This is a genomic window from Niallia taxi, assembly GCF_004005475.1.
In the GTDB taxonomy this organism is placed as follows: Bacteria; Bacillota; Bacilli; order Bacillales; family Cytobacillaceae; genus Niallia; species Niallia taxi.
This window is the reverse complement of record NZ_RZTZ01000017.1, coordinates 61444-81767: the sequence shown is the minus strand read 5'-3', so window position 1 is coordinate 81767 and position 20324 is coordinate 61444. Positions and strand designations below refer to the sequence as shown.

The window sequence follows — 20324 nt, the reverse complement described above, 5'->3', positions numbered from 1 at the left end:
AAAATCAAATATCATTCTTTCGAAATCGTATATTATATAATAATCTGCTCTATTATCTAATTGAACTTTTAAATAAAATCTATAAAAAAATAGTTGCCTGCTGGCAACTACCTTTTCTTTCTTAGGATTAAGATGCGATATACCACTATTGTCATTATTTTCAAGAACTATACTTTGTAGAATTAGGGGGTAGCTATTGTAATTTGCTTTCGTTAATACTGTGGTCCATATCCCATTTTCCTACGAAAAGTATAGGAAAAATAACTACCGCTTTGAAAACCACATGCACATGCACATGCACATGCACATGCAATTGCTATTTCACTTATAGACCTTTTTGTTTCTTTTAGCATCTCACAATTTTTTTTGGATTCGATAACCTATTAGATAATTATTAGTAGTTTGTTCAATGTATTTACTAAATAAATTACAGCATATACTCCTACATACATTACCTACAAACGCAAATTCACCATCCATAGAACCGTCAAGTACTTCAATAAATTCAAGATCGGAATGCCAATAAATTGGTGCAACATATTTATCAAAGTAAAGTAGTCTTCCTTTTCGTACATATAAAGGGAAATCAGGCAAATTATAGTTTACTTGTTCTGATAAATCCGAAAATATCTCCAATGCTGAATTCATGATTACCACCAAGAAATATACAATTTTGATAATTTTAAACCCTATTTTGATAGTTAAAGTAAGCAAAAATACTATAATATTGGTATTGGAAAATGATTAAATAAAAATAAATATAAGATATTATAAATAATATACTTATAACCGGGAAAATCAAGGGAGGATTCAATCGTGAATGATATTAAAGTAATTATTATGGATGTAGATGGCACATTAACTAATAATGAAAAAGTAATTCCTGCAAAAACAAAAGAGGTTTTACTAAAAGCACAAAAAGCTGGAGCTATTTTAGTTCTCGCTTCTGGTAGACCAACATCCGGATTAATGGATTTTGCGAAAGAATTAGAAATGGAAAAAAATCATGGGCTTTTGGTTTCTTTTAATGGTTCTAAAGTGGTAGATTGTGAAACTAATGAAGTATTATTTAATGAAACGATGACTATTGAGCAAGGTCAAACAGTGCTGGAACATATGAAAAAATTTGAGGTTATTCCTATGATAGATAAAGATAACTATATGTATGTAACGGATGTCTTCAATAATGAAATAGATTATAATGGAAATTCTATTAATATAATAAAATACGAATCCCGTGGTGGTAAATTCAAATTATCTGAAGTTGATGATTTGGCCGCTTTTGCTGATTATCCACTAAATAAAATCCTAACAGCCGGATCTGATGATTACCTTCAGAAGCATTACAAAGAAATGATGGAACCTTTTAAGGACACTTTAAATTGTGTATTTACAGCTCCCTTTTACTTTGAATTTACTGCTAAAGGAATAGATAAAGCAAAAGCGTTGGATACAGTATTAATTCCTAGAGGATACAAAAAGGAAGAAATGATTGCTTTCGGAGATGGACACAATGACGCTACAATGGTCGAATATGCTGGAATTGGAGTAGCTATGGCTAACGCAGTAGACGATTTAAAAGCTGTAGCTGATGAAGTTACTCGCTCAAATGATGAAGACGGGATTGCTTATACATTAAGTAAATACTTTAAATAAAGCTAGCGAAATTAGAAACGGGCCATATATTTTTATATTATGGCTCGTTTCTTATTTCTTTTATAATAAAAAACACTCTTTCTATTGAGCTTGAGTGACTTAAAGCACGCGTTCGTCCGTATTTTATAAAAAAGGACGTACTTTTCAGTACATCCCTCTGATAATAAATATGTCTAATAGTGTCAACAACTGCTTTGAGCATTAAATAAGAGGTTTAAATAATTATAGAGTATCTTCCATTTTAATATTATTGATTGGATAAATCTTCTCCATTTGTCTCAATGACTTTCTTATACCAATTGAATGACTTTTTCTTTGTTCTTTTTAACGTACCTTCACCATAATTTTCACGGTCAACATAGATAAAACCATAGCGTTTCTTCATTTCACCCGTACCTGCGGAAACAAGATCAATGCAACCCCAGCTTGTATAACCGAGTATATCTACCCCATCTTCATCAACAGCATCTTTCATAGCTTGAATATGTGCGGATAGATATTCAATCCGGTAATCATCTTCCACATATCCCGACTCATCAGGTATATCTATTGCACCAAGGCCGTTTTCAACAATAAACAAAGGTTTTTGATAACGGTCATATAAGTCATTCATTGTGATACGTAAACCTAAAGGATCAATCTGCCATCCCCATTGACTTGCTTGTAGGTATGGATTTTTTATAGTCGGGAAAAGATTTCCTGCCGTCTTTTCAACATTAGAATCTTCAGCTGCTGCTACACGGGAAGCATAATAAGAAAAAGAAATAAAGTCAACTGTATGATTTTTTAAGATTTCAATGTCCTCAGGCATCATATCAATGGATATATTGTTCCTAGCTAATTCCTTTAGTGCATATGCTGGATAAGCTCCTTTTGATTGAACATCAATGAAAAAATAATTTCCTCTATCTTTTTTCTTTGCTTCCCAGACATCTTCTGGCCGGCAACTGTAAGGATAATAACTTGCCGCAGCTAACATGCATCCTACTTTATTTTCTGGATCTATCTCGTGAGCAATTTTAGTCGCTTCTGCACTTGCAACTAGTTCATGATGTGCTGCTTGATATTTTACTTGCTCTTCATTTTCCCCTTCTTCAAAACAAATACCTGCTCCAAGAAATGGTGCGTGAAGAATCATATTGATTTCATTAAAAGTTAGCCAGTATTTTACCAACCCTTTATATCGAGTAAATAATACTCTGCATAACCGTTTATAAAAACCTATTAACTCCCGATTTCTCCATCCACCATACTGTTCAATTAGATGCATCGGACAATCGAAGTGAGTTATTGTCACTAAAGGTTCAATTCCATATTTATGGCATTCTTTAAATAAATCTTCATAAAACTTTAAACCTTCCTCATTTGGCTCCAATTCATCCCCCTTCGGAAAAATTCGACTCCATGCAATCGATAATCGATACGTTTTAAAGCCCATTTCACCGAACAAGGCAATGTCTTCTTTAAAATGATGGTACATATCAATAGCTTCTTTAGCAGGATAATAATAACCTTCTTCAAAATTATACATTTTCTTTTTACCAGTGATGATACTTCTACGGTCACTACCAATCGGAATAACATCCACATTTGCTAAGCCTCTTCCACCTTGTTCGAATCCGCCTTCACATTGATTTGCAGCTGTTGCGCCGCCCCACAAAAAATCCTTACTAAATCCCATTATTCTTCCTCCTACTTTATTATTTTAATAATTTCTTCTCCATATTTAATTGCGTCTTCATTTGCTGTTAGTATTTCCCCAACTTCTGCCGAGTTTGTGATCACAATTGGGGTAACGATCTTGTATCCTTTTGATTTGATACTCTCAAGATCAAATTCAATTAACTTATCTCCTATGCGAACCTCTTGTCCTTTCTGAATGAAGTACTCATATCCTTCTCCATTTAGTTGAACTGTATCAATTCCAATATGAATTAAAATTTCTATACCTTCTTCACTAGTAAGTCCTATTGCATGTTTTGAGTCAAACACTGCGCTTACTGTACCATTTATAGGCGAAACAACCGTACCTTCTGATGGTTCAATTGCAACTCCCTGCCCTAATATTTCTTCTGAAAACATTCCGTCTTCTACGTACTTTAAACTGTGTAAAGACCCCTGCATCGGTGATAATACTGTTGCGCCATTTAAAGGCAGGCTTTCTTTTGTTACTGATTTTGCGGGTTCAGATGTTTCTTCAACGACTGGATCTTTATAAAGTATTAATGTTGCGATAAATGTTACTATAATACTAATAACTGCACCAATACATGCATAATAGAAGAAACTCAATGTGTTATCCCCAATATAACTAGGTAAAGTTAAAAGCCCTGGTGACCCACCAGAAAAGTTTCTTACTCTAAATATCCCTAAGAATAATCCACCAACTCCACCGCCAATCATAGCAGCGTACAGTGGTGTTTTAAATCGTAAATTGACTCCATATAATGCAGGTTCAGTAATACCAAAAAGACCAGTTAAACCAGCTGAATAAGCTAATTGTTTAATCTTAGTATCCTTCGATTTAATACCAACCCCTATAGCAGCAGCTCCTTGGCTCACATTGGAAGCTAGCATTCCAGGATAAATAACTGTATCATAACCAGTTGTCATCCGATTGTTAATTCCAATTGGCACTAGACCATAGTGAGTACCTGTTGCTACTAGTAATGGAGAGAAAGTACCAACCAGCAATGGAACAATCCATGGACTTACGGATTCTAGAGTCGTTATTCCTTTTGAAATAGCATCACTAATCAAATAACCGATAGGTCCTAATACAACAAGACTAACTGTCCCTACAACAAATATCGTAATCAATGGTTTACTAAAGAACTTTATTGCCTTTGGTGAAATTTTATCTGCAATAGGTTCAACATAAGACATGAACCATACAGAAAGAATAATTGGTATAACAGAGGAAGAATAAGATACTGCTGAAATTGGAAGTCCTAGAAGATGAATGCTGCCTCCGGACTCTTTTACTGTATTCACCATCGTAACGAATGCCGGATGTAGTAAAATTCCTCCAACCATTATAGCTAAATACATATTTGTTTTAAATTTTTGTGCAGAAGACGCTGCTAGCAAAATAGGTAAAAAGTAAAATGCCGCATCAGCCATGAAATTTATAACTTGATAACTTTGACTTTCTGTTGTTAAAACATTAAATACAACCAATACAGATAAAACGGCTTTTAGCATACCTGCTGCTGTTATTGCTGGAAGAATCGGTGTGAAAATCCCTGTTATTGTATCAATGACTTTTGCAAAAGTGGAACGCTTATCTTCTTCCTTAGTCTCTTCACCTTCATTCGATATATTGGTTTGCTTCGTTATCTCTTTATAAACATTTCCCACATCGCTTCCGATAATAACTTGATATTGACCACCTTTATTTACTACGCCCATTATACCCGAAGTACTTTTCAACGCTTGTTCATCTGGTTTTTGGTCATCTTTCAAATTAAAACGCAAGCGTGTAGCACAGTGATTTAAACTTTTGACATTTTCTTCACCACCAACTTTGTCGATGATTAATTTCGCTAACTCTTGATAGTTCATCCCCATCATCCTCCATGATTAATAAAGTAAAAAATGAATAAAAAAATACCTAAATGAAGTCCTTATCATAAAGGGTTCATTTAGGTATAGCCTGAATCAGTAACAATCCTAATCATTCGTTATTCTTTTAATGTGTATTACTAGGTAGATTAACTCATCTTCTTCTAGGTCTTTGCCAAGTTCCTTTTTTATGTATTCCTTAATTTTCAATGCACAGGCGTACTCATTCTTATATTTTTCCTTCAAAATCCATAAAAAACTCGTAGTCCCTGCATCATTTAATTTAACGTCACTATACAAACGTTGGAAGAAAAACTTCAAGTGAGTTATAAACCGTTCATAATAAAGAGAATACTCATCCAATTCAATTTTAAAGTGAAACTTTATTATACTTAGAATATTTTGAATAACCTTAGCTATTTCTGAAACTCGGCTTACTTGTCCCATATCAAGTTCTGCATTTACGATATGTAAGGCAATAAATCCTGCTTCATCCTCAGGTAAATCTACCCCAAGTCTGTTTTTGACAATGGATAATGCTTCTTTACCAATTAAGAACTCATGATTGTAAAATCTCTTAATTTCCCATAGAAGAGCATTTTTGATTTCCATACCATTCTCATAGCGCTCAATTGCATAACTAATATGATCGGTCAATGTCAAAAAGATATTTTCACTTAATTTCTTCCCAAGTGAAATCTTTGCAAAGCTAATGATTTCATTTGCAACCTGAATATGCTCCATTGGTATAGAGGAAAGCATCTGGGTTAGTTTATTGACACTCCACTCCTTTGAACTGAGATAGATATTCTCAATTCGAGTTTCATCAATATCATCACCGACTTTTTTCTTAAAGCCGATACCACTTCCCATGATGACAACTTCCTGATTATCTTTATTTTTAGACAATACGATATTATTATTAATTACTTTATAAACATTCATCGATAGTCCCTATTCATTTTTAATTAGATTCTATTTAAAAAAAATTTAAAAAAACAACGGTATAGCTCGCAATAAAGCGGTAACAATCCTTGAAATAAGTCTAGCATAGGTAATTTCTTGCTGTCAATTTAATATTTTTTTAGACTTTACACATCATACTAAGAAATTATGCAATTGGCTCTAATGCTTATCCCACTTATTGTAGGTATATCAACATTCTAGGTTCTCCCACTTATAAATTCCATAAAAATTGATTATAACTTTGTCAAAATCGTATATTCTTATAGAAAAGTAATCTTTTTACCTAAATAAGCTAGGAAACTTAAATATATTGAAACTTAATTTATCTTCTAATAATTAAAATTTGATAGTAATACGAAAAGAAGAACCTAGTATAGTGCTGAAAAGGTTGATTTGATTAGTCATTTCGGGTGTACAAGTGTCTATATATGGGGTTTTCTTAACTAATGTATCTTTACCATCAATATTAATAATCCTACCTCACTTAAATAAGAAACGCATCCTTGAACAAGGCTATACACTTTGTAAATTCATTGAGGCTAACCCTTCCCCTTTTCTTTTCATACTTCAAATAAAATTTTTAATTCTCAATAAAGAAAAAATTGACACATTACTGTTAACTACAGCATACTGTTATTAACAGTATTACGTTTTCGATAAAAAAAGGAGGTATATACTTTATGAAACATACAGGGAGACATACAGGAGCATTTCTATTGCTGTTTTTAACAGAGGGCGATAACTATGGAGGGAAACTCCTACAAAAATGTGAGGAAGAACTTCCCATCAATCCAATTGATAGTTCGATATTATATCGCACACTAAAAAAATTAGAGGAAGAAGGTGCTGTAGAGTCTTATCTTGATGTATCTAATCGAGATAAACCAATAAGGATGTACAAAATCACTAATGTAGGTAAAAAGAAATTAGAGGAATTTCAAATAGATATTGAAGAAAAAATAAAAAACTTATCGTTTTTCCTAGAAAGATATAAAGAATGGAACGATTAAAATGATGGTTAGTGGAATTATTCTCTATACTATTGCCACTATTTATTTAGGTATTTCCTTCATAAAAGACAAACATAAAACAAAGGTTGCCCTTTTGAGTTCATGGAAAATGTTCCGCAATGTTTTACCGGATTTATTAGCCATTATGCTTTTTATTGGGCTAGCATTATCGATATTTACACCCACTTTTATCTCATCGATTATTGGTGAAAGTTCCGGCTTCCTAGGTATCATTTTCTCAACAATCATCGGCTCTATTGCTCTAGTACCAAGCTTTATTGTCTTTCCTCTTGGAAATACATTACTTCAAAATGGTGCGGCGCTTCCACAAGTAGCCGTATTAATGTCAACAATGATGTCAGTAGGACTTGTAACTTTATCTATGGAACAAAAAACTTTTGGAAGAAGATTTGCTTATGCTCGAAATATTTCTGCCATAATAATGTCTCTTCTATTCGCATTGATTATTGGGGTGGCAATGACATGACAATCTTAAAAAAATATCGGTTCTTTTCCATTTTATTATTAGGGCTTCTTATAATTGCGTTTATTAATCACTCTATAGCTTTGAAAACCGTTCAGATTACTGGTAAAAGTATTTTAGATATGTTATTCCTACTTCCTCCAATATTCATTTTAGTGGGATTATTAGATCAATGGGTAAAGAAAGAATCACTTATTCGGTATATGGGTGAAAAATCAGGTATATATGGAGTTTTCTTCACCTTATTATTAGCAACGGTGGCTGCAGGCCCTCTTTATATTGCCTTTCCAATTGCAGTACTATTATTAAAAAAAGGAGCCAGCGTCCGATATATCGTGTTTTTCCTAGGTGCTTGGTCAACAGTAAAATTACCAGTTATAGTCTATGAAATCACTTCATTTGGCTCTAAATTTACTCTTATTCACATTTTTTTTGGCCTCGTGTTTTACTATTTAACGGGAATTCTTTTTGAAAAATTTTATAACCGACAAACATTGATAAAGCATGATATAAAAAAGAAGGTCTAGATATAAAAGCATAAGGACTAAAATGGATTTGCGGAAGCATTATAATTAATTAAATCTCTTCATAAATACTATCATCTTCAATAACCCTTACCTTAGAACTTTTTTAGAAATAAGTGGATACGATACACTGTATCCACTTATTTTCCTTCTGAACCAATCAGCCCCGTCCTTGCCATAACCTAGTTTTTATTTCTTACAGGAATGCTGCCCTATAGTTAATAAAAATCTAAAATTTAGAAAGGATACTATAGTTACATATATGTACCTCTTGGTTTGTTTTCTCTTTCTTCTCGAATCATATTATACATAATTCTCGTCACGTTTATTTTTGTTTTATTTACTTGCTCTTGTAGGAAAGGGCTAGTTTAAAAAAAATCTGTATGTTTTTTATCTTCATTAATATAATACATAGTCTCAGATAGTCCCTCTTGTACAAAGTTTAAATGGTAAGAAGCAGTAATCTTTTCCTTAAAATAGTAACATTAGTTAACTAAAAGAGAGGTTACCCAAATTGCAACCTCTTAACAGGATAAAACTGATATACGCTTATTTTATTTACTTGAAATAAAATTCAAAAGCAAATAACCCATGGTTGACAATACAATAACAGGTACAATTCCTACAACAGCACGTACTCCATATTGCTTAACACTACTTGATTGATATTTAGTAAATTTCAACTTTTTTACAAAATTAGAAACCACAATAATTGAGAAGACTGTAACTAAAATAGTGACTGTGCTACTCATCGCTTTGACCAACTTGTTAAAATCCCTGCACCAAATAATTTAAATCTCATTTGTTTGTTCCTCTCTTAAATGGATAGCGTTCTAATGATAAAACTAAAGCTTTAAATTCATCAATATCTTCTGTTATCCACTGATTTCTATCAAGTTCGCGTATTACTTTCTTTGAGACTGAAAGTACAGAATCCTTGAGTTCTTTAAACAGGAATCTTCCTTTAAAACTGTCCTCTAAATTATCTTCAAATTTAAAATTCATTTCTACTTGATCTTCACTTATTTTTTTCACAAAAATTTCTGGTGTGCCATCCATAAAATCCAATTTATAGGTTGTTCCAAGTCTAGAGATATCAAGACCTCTAATAGATTTAATCCACCAAGATAAGATGATTACCAAAAAATCATCCCACCCTTCACTAGGAAAGTATCGATGATAATCAATAATAAAATATATCGTGCATGTTATATTTTTACTTCGATTAATTTCTAATGAATCTAAATCAACATTAAGGGAAATATGATGTTCCAAATAATTCACCCTTTTTACACTTTGTTTCCTTTACTATTCTCTAAACTTTATTAAATTCCTTTGCCGCCTTTGCATGATTGTAACATAAATAAGCCTTTTTTCTTTTATTACAGGAATGCTGCCATTATAAGCCTATTCTACTAGACCTAATTCATAATGATAAAAAGAAATGTCTTTCTCGTATCCATTTTTCTCATATAATCGTTGGGCTGTATGATTATCCGGTGCTGTACTTAGACTAAGACTTTTTGCACCTGTTTCAATGGCATATTCTTTTGCTTTATGTATGAGCAGTTCACCCACGCCTTGTTTTCTTGCTTGTTCATCAACATATAAGTCGTTTAATATCCACGCTCGTTTCATTGAAATGGATGAGAATGTAGGATAAAGTTGAGTAAATCCAAGATAGTTTTGTTCGTCTTTAACAACAAATATTACGGATTCCTCCTTATTAATCCGCTCTTTTATGTAATTCTTAGCTCCTTCTAAATCAGATTCTTGTTGATAAAATGTTCGATACAAATTAAATAAATTAGCAACTCCGTCTAGATCTTCCATTGTAGCTTGAAATATAATCATTCATGTTCCTCTCCTACTTTTTTTATATTTATTAGGTATAATTTTATATGGTATATTATTCTAAATACATAATTATTTGATGTTATTTTCGAAATATACTTACTTTTTAACTTTTATAATGTGCTTTCACTTTATTTTTTTATGTATTGGGAGGAAACTGCTTTGGATGAAATTGATCAAAATATTCTTATTCATCTTCAAGAAAATGCGCGGATATCAATGACAGAATTAGGGAAGAAAATTGGTCTTTCAACACCTGCAACAAATGAAAGAGTGAAAAAACTGGAAGAAAAAGAGGTTATAAAAGGGTATAAAGCCATCATTAATCCTGAAAAACTCAATAAAAATGTAACAGCATTTATTTTATTCGATACGAAGCAGGGGCAAAAATTCAAGGACTTTTGTAAGGAACAACCTGAAGTGGTAGAATGCCATCGTTTAGCAGGCCAATTTAGTTATTTAGTAAAGGTCGTAACGGAATCAGTAAAACTACTTGAAGAATTTATTGATGCTAGTTTACGTTTTGGAGAACCTACTACCTTAGTGAAATTATCCTCTGTTGTAGAATATAAACCATTTAACAGATATTCACTTGAAAATAACCCTAAAGTAGATATTAGCGATTGAAACATTTCTCAAATAATCTTAGTACTTAAATGTAATGATTTCCCTTAATCCACTATAGTGAAAAGAAAAGCCACTAACAATGATTTGACAGTGTTAATGGCTTCTTAATTGGCATCCACCTTTTTAAGTTTCATTTAAAGACGAATAGACCCATAATGATGGCGACCCTCAAAAAGAAACGCAATGATACTTTGATAATAAGGTATAAATTTTTTTTGTTCGATTAGCTTTAAGATTTCCTCTTTAGAGGCCCATTTAGCTGCTTGTACCTCTTCAGCCTGTAACGTCAATTCATTTAAATCAACGTCATATTCGATTAAATAATAATCATCGAAGCCACGTTCAAAGTTAATAGTAAAGTGTGGACGGATTTTGTCAAAGTTATAATGAATTCCCAACTCCTCGAATAGCTCTCTTGAAGCGGCCTGCTGACTTGTATCGCCAGCAATGGCACTGCCGCCACATGTGATATCCCAAAGGTTCGACCATCCTTCCTTAAAGGGCTGACGCTGTTGAATGAGCATTTCTCCTTTTGAATTAAATATACATACATGTACTACTAAATGAAACTCGTCTGGTGCCATTTCATCTCCACGCGTTATTTGTTTTTCTATTTTATTTCGATGCTTATCAAATACATCCCACTTTTCCATAGCAAAACTCCTTTGTATATTTTAGTTACAAAATTCACCTAGTATCTATAATAATCATTTAAATTAATGATATTTGCAATAATTCTTTAATGTCAGAAGCTTACGTTATTTAAGACAGATTCCCCTTCCCTGCTTTTAATTCCGGTATCAACTAAAATCCAGTAAGGTAAACGTAAATCTACTTCCCATTATCAAGCAGCCTCTAGTAGTTTACTTGCCATTCTGTTAGCGCTTTAGTGGCCATCTCACAAGGAAATGCTTCCTATATGACAAATGTCATATAGCGACCATGACATGTATGTCTGCAAATATGTTAGGGCTATATTTATAATGGAGATATCGATTAATAGAAGGGAAGCTAATTATGAATATTAAAAACTTAAAACAATTGAGAACTGCTGTAGCGCCCTTTGAGAAGTCCACTTTAAAAACGAGTGTCTGGCAGCTTGTCAATACTATCCTGCCCTTTGTATTGCTCTGGATTGCGGCCTACAAAAGCTTAACTATTTCTTATATATTAACACTTGTGTTCGCTGTAGCTGCAGCAGGATTTTTGGTCAGAATTTTTATTATTTTTCATGATTGCTGTCACTTTTCTTTCTTTAAGAACCGGAAGGCGAATAAGGTTTTAGGTACCATTACAGGAATCCTGACATTATTCCCATACAGCAAATGGCAGCATAGCCATTCTATTCACCATGCAACAAGCAGCAACCTCGATAAACGTGGCGTCGGCGATTTATGGATGATGACGATTGACGAGTATGAGAATGCCTCTTTGTTTGTAAAGCTGCAATACCGCTTGTACCGCAATCCATTCATCATGTTTATTTTAGGACCTATTTATGAATTCCTTTTGGCGAATCGCTTTAATCGTAAAGGAGCTAGATGGAATGAAAGGCTAAATACGTATGCAACTAACATTGCCCTTGTATTATTGGTTATTCTGCTTGGAAGTACACTTGGCTGGTCCTCTTTCTTGCTTGTACAGCTGCCGATTTTTCTTATTTCTGGCTCTGTTGGAGTTTGGTTATTTTATGTGCAGCATACTTTTGAAGATACGTATTTTGAGGAAGATGAAAATTGGGACTATGTTAAGGCTGCTGTTGAAGGAAGCTCCTATTATCACCTGCCGAAATGGATGCAATGGCTGACTGGTAATATTGGCTACCATCATGTGCATCATTTAAGTCCAAGGGTTCCAAATTATAATTTGGAGCAGGTTCATAATGAGACAGAACCACTAAGGAATGTACCAACGATAACACTGGCAAGCAGTCTCCGTTCTTTAAAGTTCCGTTTGTGGGACGAAAAAGACAAGAAGTTTATTAGCTTCTATGAATGGAAAAAACAAAAGAAATCACTTAAATTGTCTGCAGGATCAGAGATGTAATAACATAAACCAATCTTATGAGCAGCAATTATAACGGCGATTATGCCATTAATTGCTGCTTAATTATGTTAAAATTACAAATGACAGCCAATAAATAACGAGGATTAAACTGATGATAAAAAAATTAGAGGTTTTAAAAAAGAGCACCGGCATTTCTCCTTATATATGGACATTACTTACAATTTTGCCCTTTTATTTTATATTTCACGCCTCTTCAGCGGTTGATGTGATTTCTGGTATCATCCTAACGATTTTATTTTTTCTATTTTATAGATTAGCCTATCTTTCTAAAGGCTGGACGATATATTTATGGCCTTCCCTTTTAATTGGGATATCCACCTTTGCCATTTATGCATACAGCTATGTGTATTTTTCTTTTTTCCTGTCGTACTTTATCGGTAATATAAAAAAACAAATTCCCTATTTTGTCCTTTACTTTATACACTTGGCGGTTACAACCTTCGCCATTTACTACAAAGTTATAATAGGTGATTCCTTGCTGTTAAAGCAGCTTCCGTTTGTGCTGATTATATGGTTCGGTGTTATTTTATTGCCATTGACCATCCATAACCGCAAAGAGAGAGGCCAGCTGCAGGAAAAGCTGGAGGATGCGAATAAACGCATATCAAATTTAGTTAAACTAGAGGAAAGACAGCGGATTGCAAGAGACCTTCATGATACACTTGGCCAAAAGCTTTCCCTTATTGGCTTAAAAAGTGATTTAGCAAGAAAATTAGTTTACAAGGACCCTGAACAAGCCCGCTTGGAGCTTAAGGATATTCAGCATACTTCAAGAACAGCATTAAACGAAGTCCGAAAAATGGTCTCTGAAATGCGCGGCATTAAATTGAGAGACGAGCTCCTTCTCGTAAAGAAAGTATTAGAGGCGGCTGAAATAACCTTAATTAGCGATATTGCTTCCAATCTAAAAATGTCATCGATTGCTGAAAATATTATTAGCATGTGCTTAAAAGAGGCTGTTACTAATGTGGTTCGCCATAGCAATGCCACCTCTTGCTACATAAGCATCATCCAAAATAAAAAGGAAACAATCATGGAAATTAAGGATAACGGAACAAGTCCTTTTAAGGAAGAAGATACGCACAATGGAAATGGATTAGCAGGCATGCGAGAACGATTGGATTTTATCAACGGTACTTTAGAGATTTGCAGCAATGAGGGCACAATATTAACAATCGTGATTCCACATGACGGGAAATTAATTGAAAGGGAGGAGTTATTATGATCCGGATTGTCATTGCCGAAGACCAGCGCCTGCTTTTAGGTGCTTTAGGTTCATTGCTTGATTTAGAAGATGATATTACGGTTGTCGGCAAAGCAAACAATGGTGAAGAAGCAGTTCAGCTTGTTAAGGAACAAAATCCTGATATTTGTATCATGGATATTGAAATGCCTGCCAAGACTGGCTTGGAAGCAGCGGAAGAGCTCATGAACCATCCATGCAAAGTCATTATACTAACTACCTTTGCCAGATCAGGCTATTTCCAGCGAGCCTTGAAGTCTGGCGTATCGGCGTATTTACTCAAGGATAGTCCAAGTGATGATTTGGCAAAAAGCATCCGCAGTGTGATGGAAGGAAAAAGAATATACGCACCAGAGTTAGTTGATGATGTATATAAAGAAGAAAATCCCCTAACAGAGCGGGAAAAAGAAGTCCTTATGCTAGTTGCAGATGGCAAAAATACTAAAGAGATTGCTCAAGAGCTATCAATTAAAACAGGAACCGTACGTAACTATATCAGCATGATTCTCGATAAATTAGAAGTGAAAAATCGCATAGAAGCCATCACGAGATTTAAGGAAAAAGGATGGTTCAAATAAAAAAGGACTGAAACCAGTCCTTTTTTATCTTTTGGCTACTCAAACGATTTGCACATTTATTCTTTTGTGACTAATTTTAGTGGTGCAGCAATGTTTTCCTCGACCTTTTTACCTTGTAAAACGTCTCTTGCAGCATTTACCGCAAGCTTACCAATTAGCTCTGGTTGCTGAGCAACTGTTGCTTCCAGGTCTCCCGCTTTAATAGCATTTAGGGCGTCGTCATTTCCATCAAATCCAATAACCGACACATCCTTACCTGAGCTATTAATTGCTTCTATAGCCCCTAATGCCATTTCATCATTATGAGCAAATACTGCTTTAACATTCGGGTTTGCTTGCAGCAGGTTTTCCATGACAGTTAAGCCTTTTGTCCGATCAAAGTCAGCTGCTTGTTTAGCAATGACATTCAATTTTTGATCCGCTATATTATGAAAACCTTGACCTCTTTCCCGAGTAGCTGATGCCCCTGGCACCCCTTCTAATTCAATAACCTCTGCTTTTTCTCCTAGCTTTTCAATCAAATAATTCGCAGCCATTTCTCCGCCTTTTATATTATCAGAAGCTACTAACGCTTCTACCTTCCCTTTATCTGCAGAGCGGTCCAATGTAACTACAGGTATGCCAATATTATTTGCTGATTGAACAGCTGTTGAAATAGAAGCCGAATCAGTTGGATTAATAAGCAGCGCATCTACCCCTTGCTGAATTAAATCCTCGACATCATTTACTTGTTTTGCCGAATCATTTTGTGCATCAACGATAATAACTTCCATCCCTAAGCTTTCCGCTTCTTTCACAACTCCATCTCTTAAAGATACAAAAAACGGGTTGTTTAACGTCGAAACTGATAAACCAATCTTAATATCCTTTAAATCTTCCTTTTTAGCTGGTTTTGCCCATGAAGGCGGTTGCATAGAACAAGCACTTAGGAGCAAAAGTGTTAGTGTTAAACATAAAACGATTAATTTTTTCATGGTAATCTCTCCCTATACTACTTTTTACGATCAAGTAATACTGCAATTAATATAACAATCCCCTTAACCACCATTTGGTAGAAGGATGATACGCCAAGCAAATTCAAGCCGTTATTTAAAGTACCGATAATTAACGCACCAATAAGTGTCCCAAAAATTCGTCCTTTTCCCCCTGAAAGGCTTGTCCCTCCTAACACAACCGCGGCAATCGCATCAAGCTCATAGGAAGTACCTGCTGTTGGCTGTGCTGAATTTAAACGAGATGTCAGTATCGCACCTGCCAAAGCGGCAAGCATGCCGGAAAGGCTATAAATCATGATTTTTACTTTTGGTACTTTAATACCTGAAATTAAGGCTGCCTTTTCATTGCCACCAATCGCATATGTTTTGCGACCAAATGGAGTTTTGTGAAGAAGAACAAATAAAAACACAAATGCTAGAATCATCGTAATAGCTGGTACAGGTATTCCTAGAAAATACCCACGGCCAAATAACTGAAACAGATAATTATCTCCAAGACCAGTAATAGGGTTTCCACCAGTATAAACAAGTGTTAAGCCTCTGAAGATCGTCATTGTTGCTAGTGTTGCAATAAATGGAGCCATTTTTCCGATTGTAATGAATAATCCGTTGACCATTCCCATTAAAGCTCCAAGAATACAGCCAATTAAGATGGCAACAATTGGGTCTACGCCAGCTACCATCATCCCTGCAGTCAATGCACTGGATAACGCAAGAATAGCTCCGACAGATAAATCAATTCCTCCTGTTAAAATAACAAAGGTCATCCCAAAAGCAATTAGTGCATTAATGGCAACCTGCCGCAATAAATTTAATAGATTCAAAGGTTCAAGGAAACTAGGATTTAAAATAGACACAATCACTACTAATAAAAACAAACCTAGTAATGGTCCTAACTTTTGGGTAATAGTATTCATCATATTCGTCTTACTCGGTTGTGTTACTGTATTAAGGGGATTCATATTATTGACCTCCTGTTGCCAATGTCATAATTTTTTCTTGGGTCGCATTTTCTTTTAGTAATTCTCCATTTACTTTTCCTTCATGGACGACAAGTATTCGATCACTCATGCCAAGAATCTCAGGTAGTTCTGAAGATACCATGATAATTGCAACACCACGCTCTGTTAGCTCATTCATTAGTTGGTAGATTTCTCTTTTCGCACCAACATCTACTCCTCTTGTTGGTTCATCTAAAATGAGCAGCTTCGGTCCTATTCCCACCCATTTGGCAATCACCACTTTTTGTTGATTTCCGCCTGAAAGTCTGCCAACAGCAATATCCTTTGATTCTGCTTTAACTGTTAAGCGTTTAATAAGCATATTAACAAAGTCTGTCTCACTTTTTTCCCGGATGATTCCTTTTGGAGCAAAGCTTGCAAGTGTTGGCAAAACGATATTATCTTTTATGGAGAAATCAAGGATTAATCCCTCATCCTTGCGATCCTCTGTAATGAAGCCGATACCTAACTTAACAGCCTGAACTGGTGTTTTGATATGAACCTTCTTGCCATTTAGCCATATTTCACCACTTTCGCTTGAATCAAGACCAAAGATTGTCCTCATAATTTCGGTTCGGCCAGCTCCCATCAATCCTGAAACCCCAACGATTTCGCCAGCACGAACAGAGAAGTTAATGTCTTCAAAATAGCCACTTTTTGTTAAACCCTTTACTTCCAGAACGGTTTCACCAAGGCTTTGATTTCGGGTAGGAAATCGATCCGTTAATTCCCTGCCGACCATTTTTCTGACAACCTCATCAAAATTGGTTGCGGCAATGGCCTTCGTATCAACGGTTTTCCCATCACGCATAACGGTAATCCTGTCACAAATGGAGAAAATCTCCTCCATTCGATGAGAAATATAGACGATTGATACGCCTTCCTTTTTCAGTGAAGAAATCACATCAAACAGCTTGCTGATTTCCCTTTCAGTCAGTGCAGCAGTTGGTTCATCCATAATAATTACTTTTGCTTCTGTCATTAATGCCTTCGCAATTTCAATCATTTGCTGTTCCCCAACAGAACAGCTTCCCGCCTCTTTATCCAACGGTATGGATACGGATAATCGTTCAAACTGCTTATTTGCTAACGCTTTCATTTCAGCGGTTTTTAAAAAGCCAAAGGTATTCTTTCGTTCCTTGCCAATAAATAAGTTTTCTAAAACAGTCATATCAGGCCAAATATTCAATTCCTGATGGATAAAGGTAACCCCACTTTGCTCGGCTTCTTTTGGATTTTTAAAATAGGTTTCCGTTCCATCAATGGTGATTTTTCCATTATCTCGGGCATGCAGTCCTGTAAGTACGTTCATCATTGTTGATTTTCCTGCCCCATTTTCCCCCATTAGCGCATGCACTTCTCCATTAAGCAAATCAAAATCAACACCAGTCAAAACTTGATTGGTTCCAAATGCTTTATGGATGTTTTCCATCGTAATTCGCATCGTTATCACCTCATTTAATTAAAAAATACTCCTGATTGTAAAATACAATTTGCATATGGTGTAATCTCACCTGTACGAATAACTGCTTTAGCTTGTTTCGTTAATTGTTTAAACTCCGCGTGGGAAACGTTTTCAATTTCCTTATCAGCAAATTTATCCTTTAAGTAGCTAGCATGCTCGGGGTTTCCTGCTTCTATTTCAGACGCAATTATCACTTTTTCGATAACCATATCCTCTTCCACGGCATTCACAACATCTATAAATGAAGGAATGCCGCCTTTAATTGCTAAATCGATTTTTTTAACACCATCTGGAATTGGTAAACCAGCGTCTGCGATTACAATAAAATCGGTATGACCGAGATCAGCCAAAATCTTCGCAATGTGACTGTTTAAAATGCCAAAACGTTTCATATTCATAAACTCCCTTCTACTTCTTCTCTTGTTGGCATCCCGCCTTGTGCACCAAATTTTGTTACAGACAAGGAGGCAGCCCGATTAGCAAAACGAATGCTATCTTCCACGCTTTTACCCTCTGCTACCGCAACTGCAAATGCTGCATTAAAGGTATCTCCTGCACCAGTTGTATCAACCGCTTCAACAGAATACGCTGGGATAAGCCTTTCCCTTTCACCATCATAATAACGAACTCCGTTTTTACCTTCTGTAACTAATAATTTATTGGGAAACTCTTTTAATACTTCAGTGATATCCTTGTCTTTAAAAAGGATAGCCGCTTCTGTTTCATTTGGTGTAAGATAAGCAGCTCTTTCAATAACATTTTTACTTATAGGTCTTGCAGGAGCTGGGTTAAGTAATAGGGGCACATCATTTGCAAAGCAAAGTTCTGCAACATATTCGACTGTTTCCTCGGGAATTTCTTGCTGAATAAGCACAATATCAGATGCAAGAATAATATTTAGTGCTTTTTCAACTAAATCAGGTGTGACATAATCATTAGCACCTTTCACTACAATTATGCTGTTATCACCCTCTGCTAAGGTAATATGTGCTGTGCCTGTTTCCGTATGTGTAACCCGTTCCACATTGGTTGTATCAACACCATTAGCAGTGAAATTATTTACGATTTTCTCTCCAAACTCGTCGGCTCCAACACAACCAATCATTTTTACATCAGCACCGAGCCTGGCAGCTGCGACAGCCTGGTTAGCCCCTTTGCCACCAGGAACTGTCTTAAAGCTTTCTCCAATAATCGTTTCCCCTTGATTTGGTCGTTTTGCTGCAGTTACAACTAAATCGATAGAAGAACTGCCAATTGTCGTCATTTTAATCATTTTCCTCAACCTTTCTTGTTGTTTGCCTTTCTATAAAGGTAACAGGCAATTGAATATTCTTTTGTGCTAACGGCTTGTTATTAATAATGTTCATTAATAATTTTGCGGCTTCTCTTCCCATATCATAGGCAGGCTGCCTTATAGTTGAAAGGGACGGAAACAGCAGCTTGCTAAGCGGGATATCATCATATCCGATAATTTGTAAATCGTCTGGAATGGATCTTCCAATGCGTAGCGCCTCATGTAAAATTGCTGCTGCACTTAGGTCATTGCTGGCAATTATTCCATCTGTTTCAGGAAATTTCTCAAATAAGGTTTTAGCCATTTTTTCAGCATCATGAAAGCTAAATGATGATGTAATCACTTGAAAGTCCACATTAGCGTCACACAGCTCATCCACTGCACCCTTGAATCTGTCCTGTGCTGTCCTTAATTCAATCGGACCTCTAAGTAAAGCGATTCGTTTACTTCCCCTTCTGACCATTTCTTGTGCTGCTATTTTGCCTCCATCTAATCCATCTGCATAAACGGAAGGATAACTGCCTGTTATGCGATCAAGTAAGACGACAGGGAAGGATAGATTTTCGTAAAGCTTTGTCTCAGCGTGATTTGTTGCTGAAATAATGCCTATTACATTATTTTGTTTAAAAGTCTGTATGTAATCTATTTCTTTTTCTGGTTTTTCATCCGCGTTTCCAATAATTAAGTGAAGTCCTTGCTCCTGCATTTCATCCTCTACGCCGCGAGCTAGCTCAGGAAAGAAGGGATTGCGAATATCAGGAAGCAATAACCCTATTAATCTTGATTTTTTTTTATATAAAGATCTTGCTACTTCATTTGGTTTGTAATTTAATTCCTTTATTGCGTCATTAACGAGCTTCCTCGTATCTTCATGTGCATAGCCTTTATTGTTTAATACTCTCGAAACGGTTGCCACAGATACTCCAGCTCTTTTGGCAACATCCCGTATTGTAGCCATGTGTTCACCTCTTTTGTGTAACCGGTTACACACATAGT

At 35.3% G+C, this 20324-nt stretch carries 21 protein-coding genes; 8 read left to right on the top strand and 13 right to left on the bottom strand.

Features of this window, described 5'->3' with window-relative positions; all coding sequences use genetic code 11:
- Positions 1-354 precede the first annotated feature (354 nt).
- A complete protein-coding gene (locus tag EM808_RS24910) occupies positions 355-648 on the bottom strand; it encodes a hypothetical protein (RefSeq protein WP_235856708.1) in 294 nt (97 codons plus the stop codon).
- Between the two features lie 192 nt (positions 649-840).
- Between EM808_RS24910 and EM808_RS24905 the strand changes: the two genes are divergently transcribed.
- A complete protein-coding gene (locus EM808_RS24905) occupies positions 841-1656 on the top strand; it encodes a Cof-type HAD-IIB family hydrolase (RefSeq protein WP_205685898.1) in 816 nt (271 codons plus the stop codon).
- Positions 1657-1903: 247 nt separating this feature from the next.
- Here EM808_RS24905 and EM808_RS24900 read toward each other — a convergent pair whose 3' ends face one another.
- The 3 genes from EM808_RS24900 to licT form a co-directional block, all read right to left on the bottom strand.
- Positions 1904-3337 (bottom strand): 6-phospho-beta-glucosidase, encoded by a 1434-nt coding sequence (locus EM808_RS24900; protein WP_127741949.1) that lies wholly within the window; start codon positions 3335-3337, stop codon positions 1904-1906.
- Between the two features lie 11 nt (positions 3338-3348).
- Positions 3349-5220 carry a beta-glucoside-specific PTS transporter subunit IIABC gene (locus tag EM808_RS24895; protein WP_127741947.1) on the bottom strand — a complete coding sequence of 624 codons (1872 nt, stop codon included), beginning with the start codon at positions 5218-5220 and terminating at the stop codon, positions 3349-3351.
- Between the two features lie 108 nt (positions 5221-5328).
- Positions 5329-6165 (bottom strand): BglG family transcription antiterminator LicT, encoded by an 837-nt coding sequence (licT, locus tag EM808_RS24890; protein WP_127741945.1) that lies wholly within the window; start codon positions 6163-6165, stop codon positions 5329-5331.
- A 701-nt stretch (positions 6166-6866) separates the two neighbouring features.
- Between licT and EM808_RS24885 the strand changes: the two genes are divergently transcribed.
- Genes EM808_RS24885 through EM808_RS24875 form a run of 3 tightly spaced genes read left to right on the top strand, consistent with a single transcriptional unit; the run spans position 6867 to position 8207 of the window.
- Positions 6867-7196 carry a PadR family transcriptional regulator gene (locus EM808_RS24885; RefSeq protein WP_127741943.1) on the top strand — a complete coding sequence of 110 codons (330 nt, stop codon included), beginning with the start codon at positions 6867-6869 and terminating at the stop codon, positions 7194-7196.
- Between the two features lie 4 nt (positions 7197-7200).
- The gene (locus EM808_RS24880; RefSeq protein WP_127741979.1) at positions 7201-7683 is read left to right on the top strand and encodes a hypothetical protein; all 483 of its coding nucleotides are present in this window, start codon (positions 7201-7203) and stop codon (positions 7681-7683) included.
- Positions 7680-8207: a permease gene (locus EM808_RS24875; protein WP_127741941.1), complete on the top strand. Its 528-nt coding sequence runs from the start codon at positions 7680-7682 to the stop codon at positions 8205-8207. The genes EM808_RS24880 and EM808_RS24875 overlap by 4 nt, the downstream gene beginning before the upstream one ends.
- Positions 8208-9002: 795 nt before the next feature.
- On the opposite strand, the gene EM808_RS24865 is transcribed toward EM808_RS24875, so the two are convergent.
- Together EM808_RS24865 and EM808_RS24860 are read right to left on the bottom strand one after the other, a co-directional pair.
- Positions 9003-9479, bottom strand: coding sequence for a hypothetical protein (locus EM808_RS24865; protein WP_127741937.1), 477 nt, complete (start codon positions 9477-9479; stop codon positions 9003-9005).
- Between the two features lie 132 nt (positions 9480-9611).
- A complete protein-coding gene (locus EM808_RS24860; protein ID WP_127741935.1) occupies positions 9612-10058 on the bottom strand; it encodes a GNAT family N-acetyltransferase in 447 nt (148 codons plus the stop codon).
- A gap of 162 nt (positions 10059-10220) precedes the next feature.
- Here EM808_RS24860 and EM808_RS24855 point away from each other — a divergent pair, with 162 nt between their 5' ends.
- The gene (locus EM808_RS24855) at positions 10221-10685 is read left to right on the top strand and encodes an Lrp/AsnC family transcriptional regulator (protein ID WP_127741933.1); all 465 of its coding nucleotides are present in this window, start codon (positions 10221-10223) and stop codon (positions 10683-10685) included.
- A gap of 134 nt (positions 10686-10819) precedes the next feature.
- Here the strand turns inward: EM808_RS24855 and EM808_RS24850 are convergent, their stop codons facing one another.
- Entirely contained in the window at positions 10820-11338 is a 519-nt protein-coding gene (locus EM808_RS24850) for an NUDIX hydrolase (RefSeq protein ID WP_127741931.1), read from the bottom strand.
- A gap of 364 nt (positions 11339-11702) precedes the next feature.
- Here EM808_RS24850 and desA point away from each other — a divergent pair, with 364 nt between their 5' ends.
- The 3 genes from desA (at position 11703) to EM808_RS24835 (ending at position 14573) form a co-directional block, all read left to right on the top strand.
- Positions 11703-12731: a Delta(5) desaturase DesA gene (gene desA / locus EM808_RS24845; protein WP_127741929.1), complete on the top strand. Its 1029-nt coding sequence runs from the start codon at positions 11703-11705 to the stop codon at positions 12729-12731.
- Positions 12732-12843: 112 nt separating this feature from the next.
- A complete protein-coding gene (locus EM808_RS24840; protein WP_127741927.1) occupies positions 12844-13977 on the top strand; it encodes a sensor histidine kinase in 1134 nt (377 codons plus the stop codon).
- On the top strand, positions 13974-14573 hold the full coding sequence (locus EM808_RS24835) for a response regulator transcription factor (RefSeq protein ID WP_127741925.1): 600 nt from the start codon (positions 13974-13976) through the stop codon (positions 14571-14573). Before EM808_RS24840 ends, EM808_RS24835 begins: the two co-directional genes overlap by 4 nt.
- Before the next feature lie 56 nt (positions 14574-14629).
- On the opposite strand, the gene rbsB is transcribed toward EM808_RS24835, so the two are convergent.
- From rbsB to EM808_RS24805, 6 genes are read right to left on the bottom strand one after another with little or no spacing between them, the layout of a single operon-like run.
- Positions 14630-15547 (bottom strand): ribose ABC transporter substrate-binding protein RbsB, encoded by a 918-nt coding sequence (gene rbsB, locus EM808_RS24830; protein WP_127741923.1) that lies wholly within the window; start codon positions 15545-15547, stop codon positions 14630-14632.
- Positions 15548-15564: 17 nt separating this feature from the next.
- Positions 15565-16488, bottom strand: coding sequence for a ribose ABC transporter permease RbsC (rbsC, locus tag EM808_RS24825; RefSeq protein WP_127741977.1), 924 nt, complete (start codon positions 16486-16488; stop codon positions 15565-15567).
- Positions 16489-16531: 43 nt separating this feature from the next.
- Positions 16532-18013 carry a sugar ABC transporter ATP-binding protein gene (locus EM808_RS24820; protein WP_127741921.1) on the bottom strand — a complete coding sequence of 494 codons (1482 nt, stop codon included), beginning with the start codon at positions 18011-18013 and terminating at the stop codon, positions 16532-16534.
- Positions 18014-18027: 14 nt separating this feature from the next.
- Positions 18028-18426: a D-ribose pyranase gene (gene rbsD / locus EM808_RS24815; RefSeq protein ID WP_127741975.1), complete on the bottom strand. Its 399-nt coding sequence runs from the start codon at positions 18424-18426 to the stop codon at positions 18028-18030.
- Positions 18427-18428: 2 nt separating this feature from the next.
- Positions 18429-19307, bottom strand: a complete 879-nt coding sequence (rbsK, locus tag EM808_RS24810) for a ribokinase (protein ID WP_127741919.1) — start codon at positions 19305-19307, stop codon at positions 18429-18431.
- A complete protein-coding gene (locus EM808_RS24805) occupies positions 19300-20286 on the bottom strand; it encodes a LacI family DNA-binding transcriptional regulator (protein ID WP_127741917.1) in 987 nt (328 codons plus the stop codon). The genes rbsK and EM808_RS24805 overlap by 8 nt, the downstream gene beginning before the upstream one ends.
- Positions 20287-20324: the final 38 nt, after the last annotated feature.

What these genes read in the sequence shown, in the direction of transcription:
- EM808_RS24910 (WP_235856708.1), bottom strand. Translation starts at nt 648, where the DNA reads ATGAATTCAGCATTGGAGATATTTTCGGATTTATCAGAACAAGTAAAC.
- EM808_RS24905 (WP_205685898.1), top strand. Translation starts at nt 841, where the DNA reads ATGGATGTAGATGGCACATTAACTAATAATGAAAAAGTAATTCCTGCA.
- EM808_RS24900 (WP_127741949.1), bottom strand. Translation starts at nt 3,337, where the DNA reads ATGGGATTTAGTAAGGATTTTTTGTGGGGCGGCGCAACAGCTGCAAAT.
- EM808_RS24895 (WP_127741947.1), bottom strand. Translation starts at nt 5,220, where the DNA reads ATGAACTATCAAGAGTTAGCGAAATTAATCATCGACAAAGTTGGTGGT.
- licT (WP_127741945.1), bottom strand. Translation starts at nt 6,165, where the DNA reads ATGAATGTTTATAAAGTAATTAATAATAATATCGTATTGTCTAAAAAT.
- EM808_RS24885 (WP_127741943.1), top strand. Translation starts at nt 6,867, where the DNA reads ATGAAACATACAGGGAGACATACAGGAGCATTTCTATTGCTGTTTTTA.
- EM808_RS24880 (WP_127741979.1), top strand. Translation starts at nt 7,201, where the DNA reads ATGGTTAGTGGAATTATTCTCTATACTATTGCCACTATTTATTTAGGT.
- EM808_RS24875 (WP_127741941.1), top strand. Translation starts at nt 7,680, where the DNA reads ATGACAATCTTAAAAAAATATCGGTTCTTTTCCATTTTATTATTAGGG.
- EM808_RS24860 (WP_127741935.1), bottom strand. Translation starts at nt 10,058, where the DNA reads ATGATTATATTTCAAGCTACAATGGAAGATCTAGACGGAGTTGCTAAT.
- EM808_RS24850 (WP_127741931.1), bottom strand. Translation starts at nt 11,338, where the DNA reads ATGGAAAAGTGGGATGTATTTGATAAGCATCGAAATAAAATAGAAAAA.
- desA (WP_127741929.1), top strand. Translation starts at nt 11,703, where the DNA reads ATGAATATTAAAAACTTAAAACAATTGAGAACTGCTGTAGCGCCCTTT.
- EM808_RS24840 (WP_127741927.1), top strand. Translation starts at nt 12,844, where the DNA reads ATGATAAAAAAATTAGAGGTTTTAAAAAAGAGCACCGGCATTTCTCCT.
- EM808_RS24835 (WP_127741925.1), top strand. Translation starts at nt 13,974, where the DNA reads ATGATCCGGATTGTCATTGCCGAAGACCAGCGCCTGCTTTTAGGTGCT.
- rbsB (WP_127741923.1), bottom strand. Translation starts at nt 15,547, where the DNA reads ATGAAAAAATTAATCGTTTTATGTTTAACACTAACACTTTTGCTCCTA.
- rbsC (WP_127741977.1), bottom strand. Translation starts at nt 16,488, where the DNA reads ATGATGAATACTATTACCCAAAAGTTAGGACCATTACTAGGTTTGTTT.
- EM808_RS24820 (WP_127741921.1), bottom strand. Translation starts at nt 18,013, where the DNA reads ATGCGAATTACGATGGAAAACATCCATAAAGCATTTGGAACCAATCAA.
- rbsD (WP_127741975.1), bottom strand. Translation starts at nt 18,426, where the DNA reads ATGAAACGTTTTGGCATTTTAAACAGTCACATTGCGAAGATTTTGGCT.
- rbsK (WP_127741919.1), bottom strand. Translation starts at nt 19,307, where the DNA reads ATGATTAAAATGACGACAATTGGCAGTTCTTCTATCGATTTAGTTGTA.
- EM808_RS24805 (WP_127741917.1), bottom strand. Translation starts at nt 20,286, where the DNA reads ATGGCTACAATACGGGATGTTGCCAAAAGAGCTGGAGTATCTGTGGCA.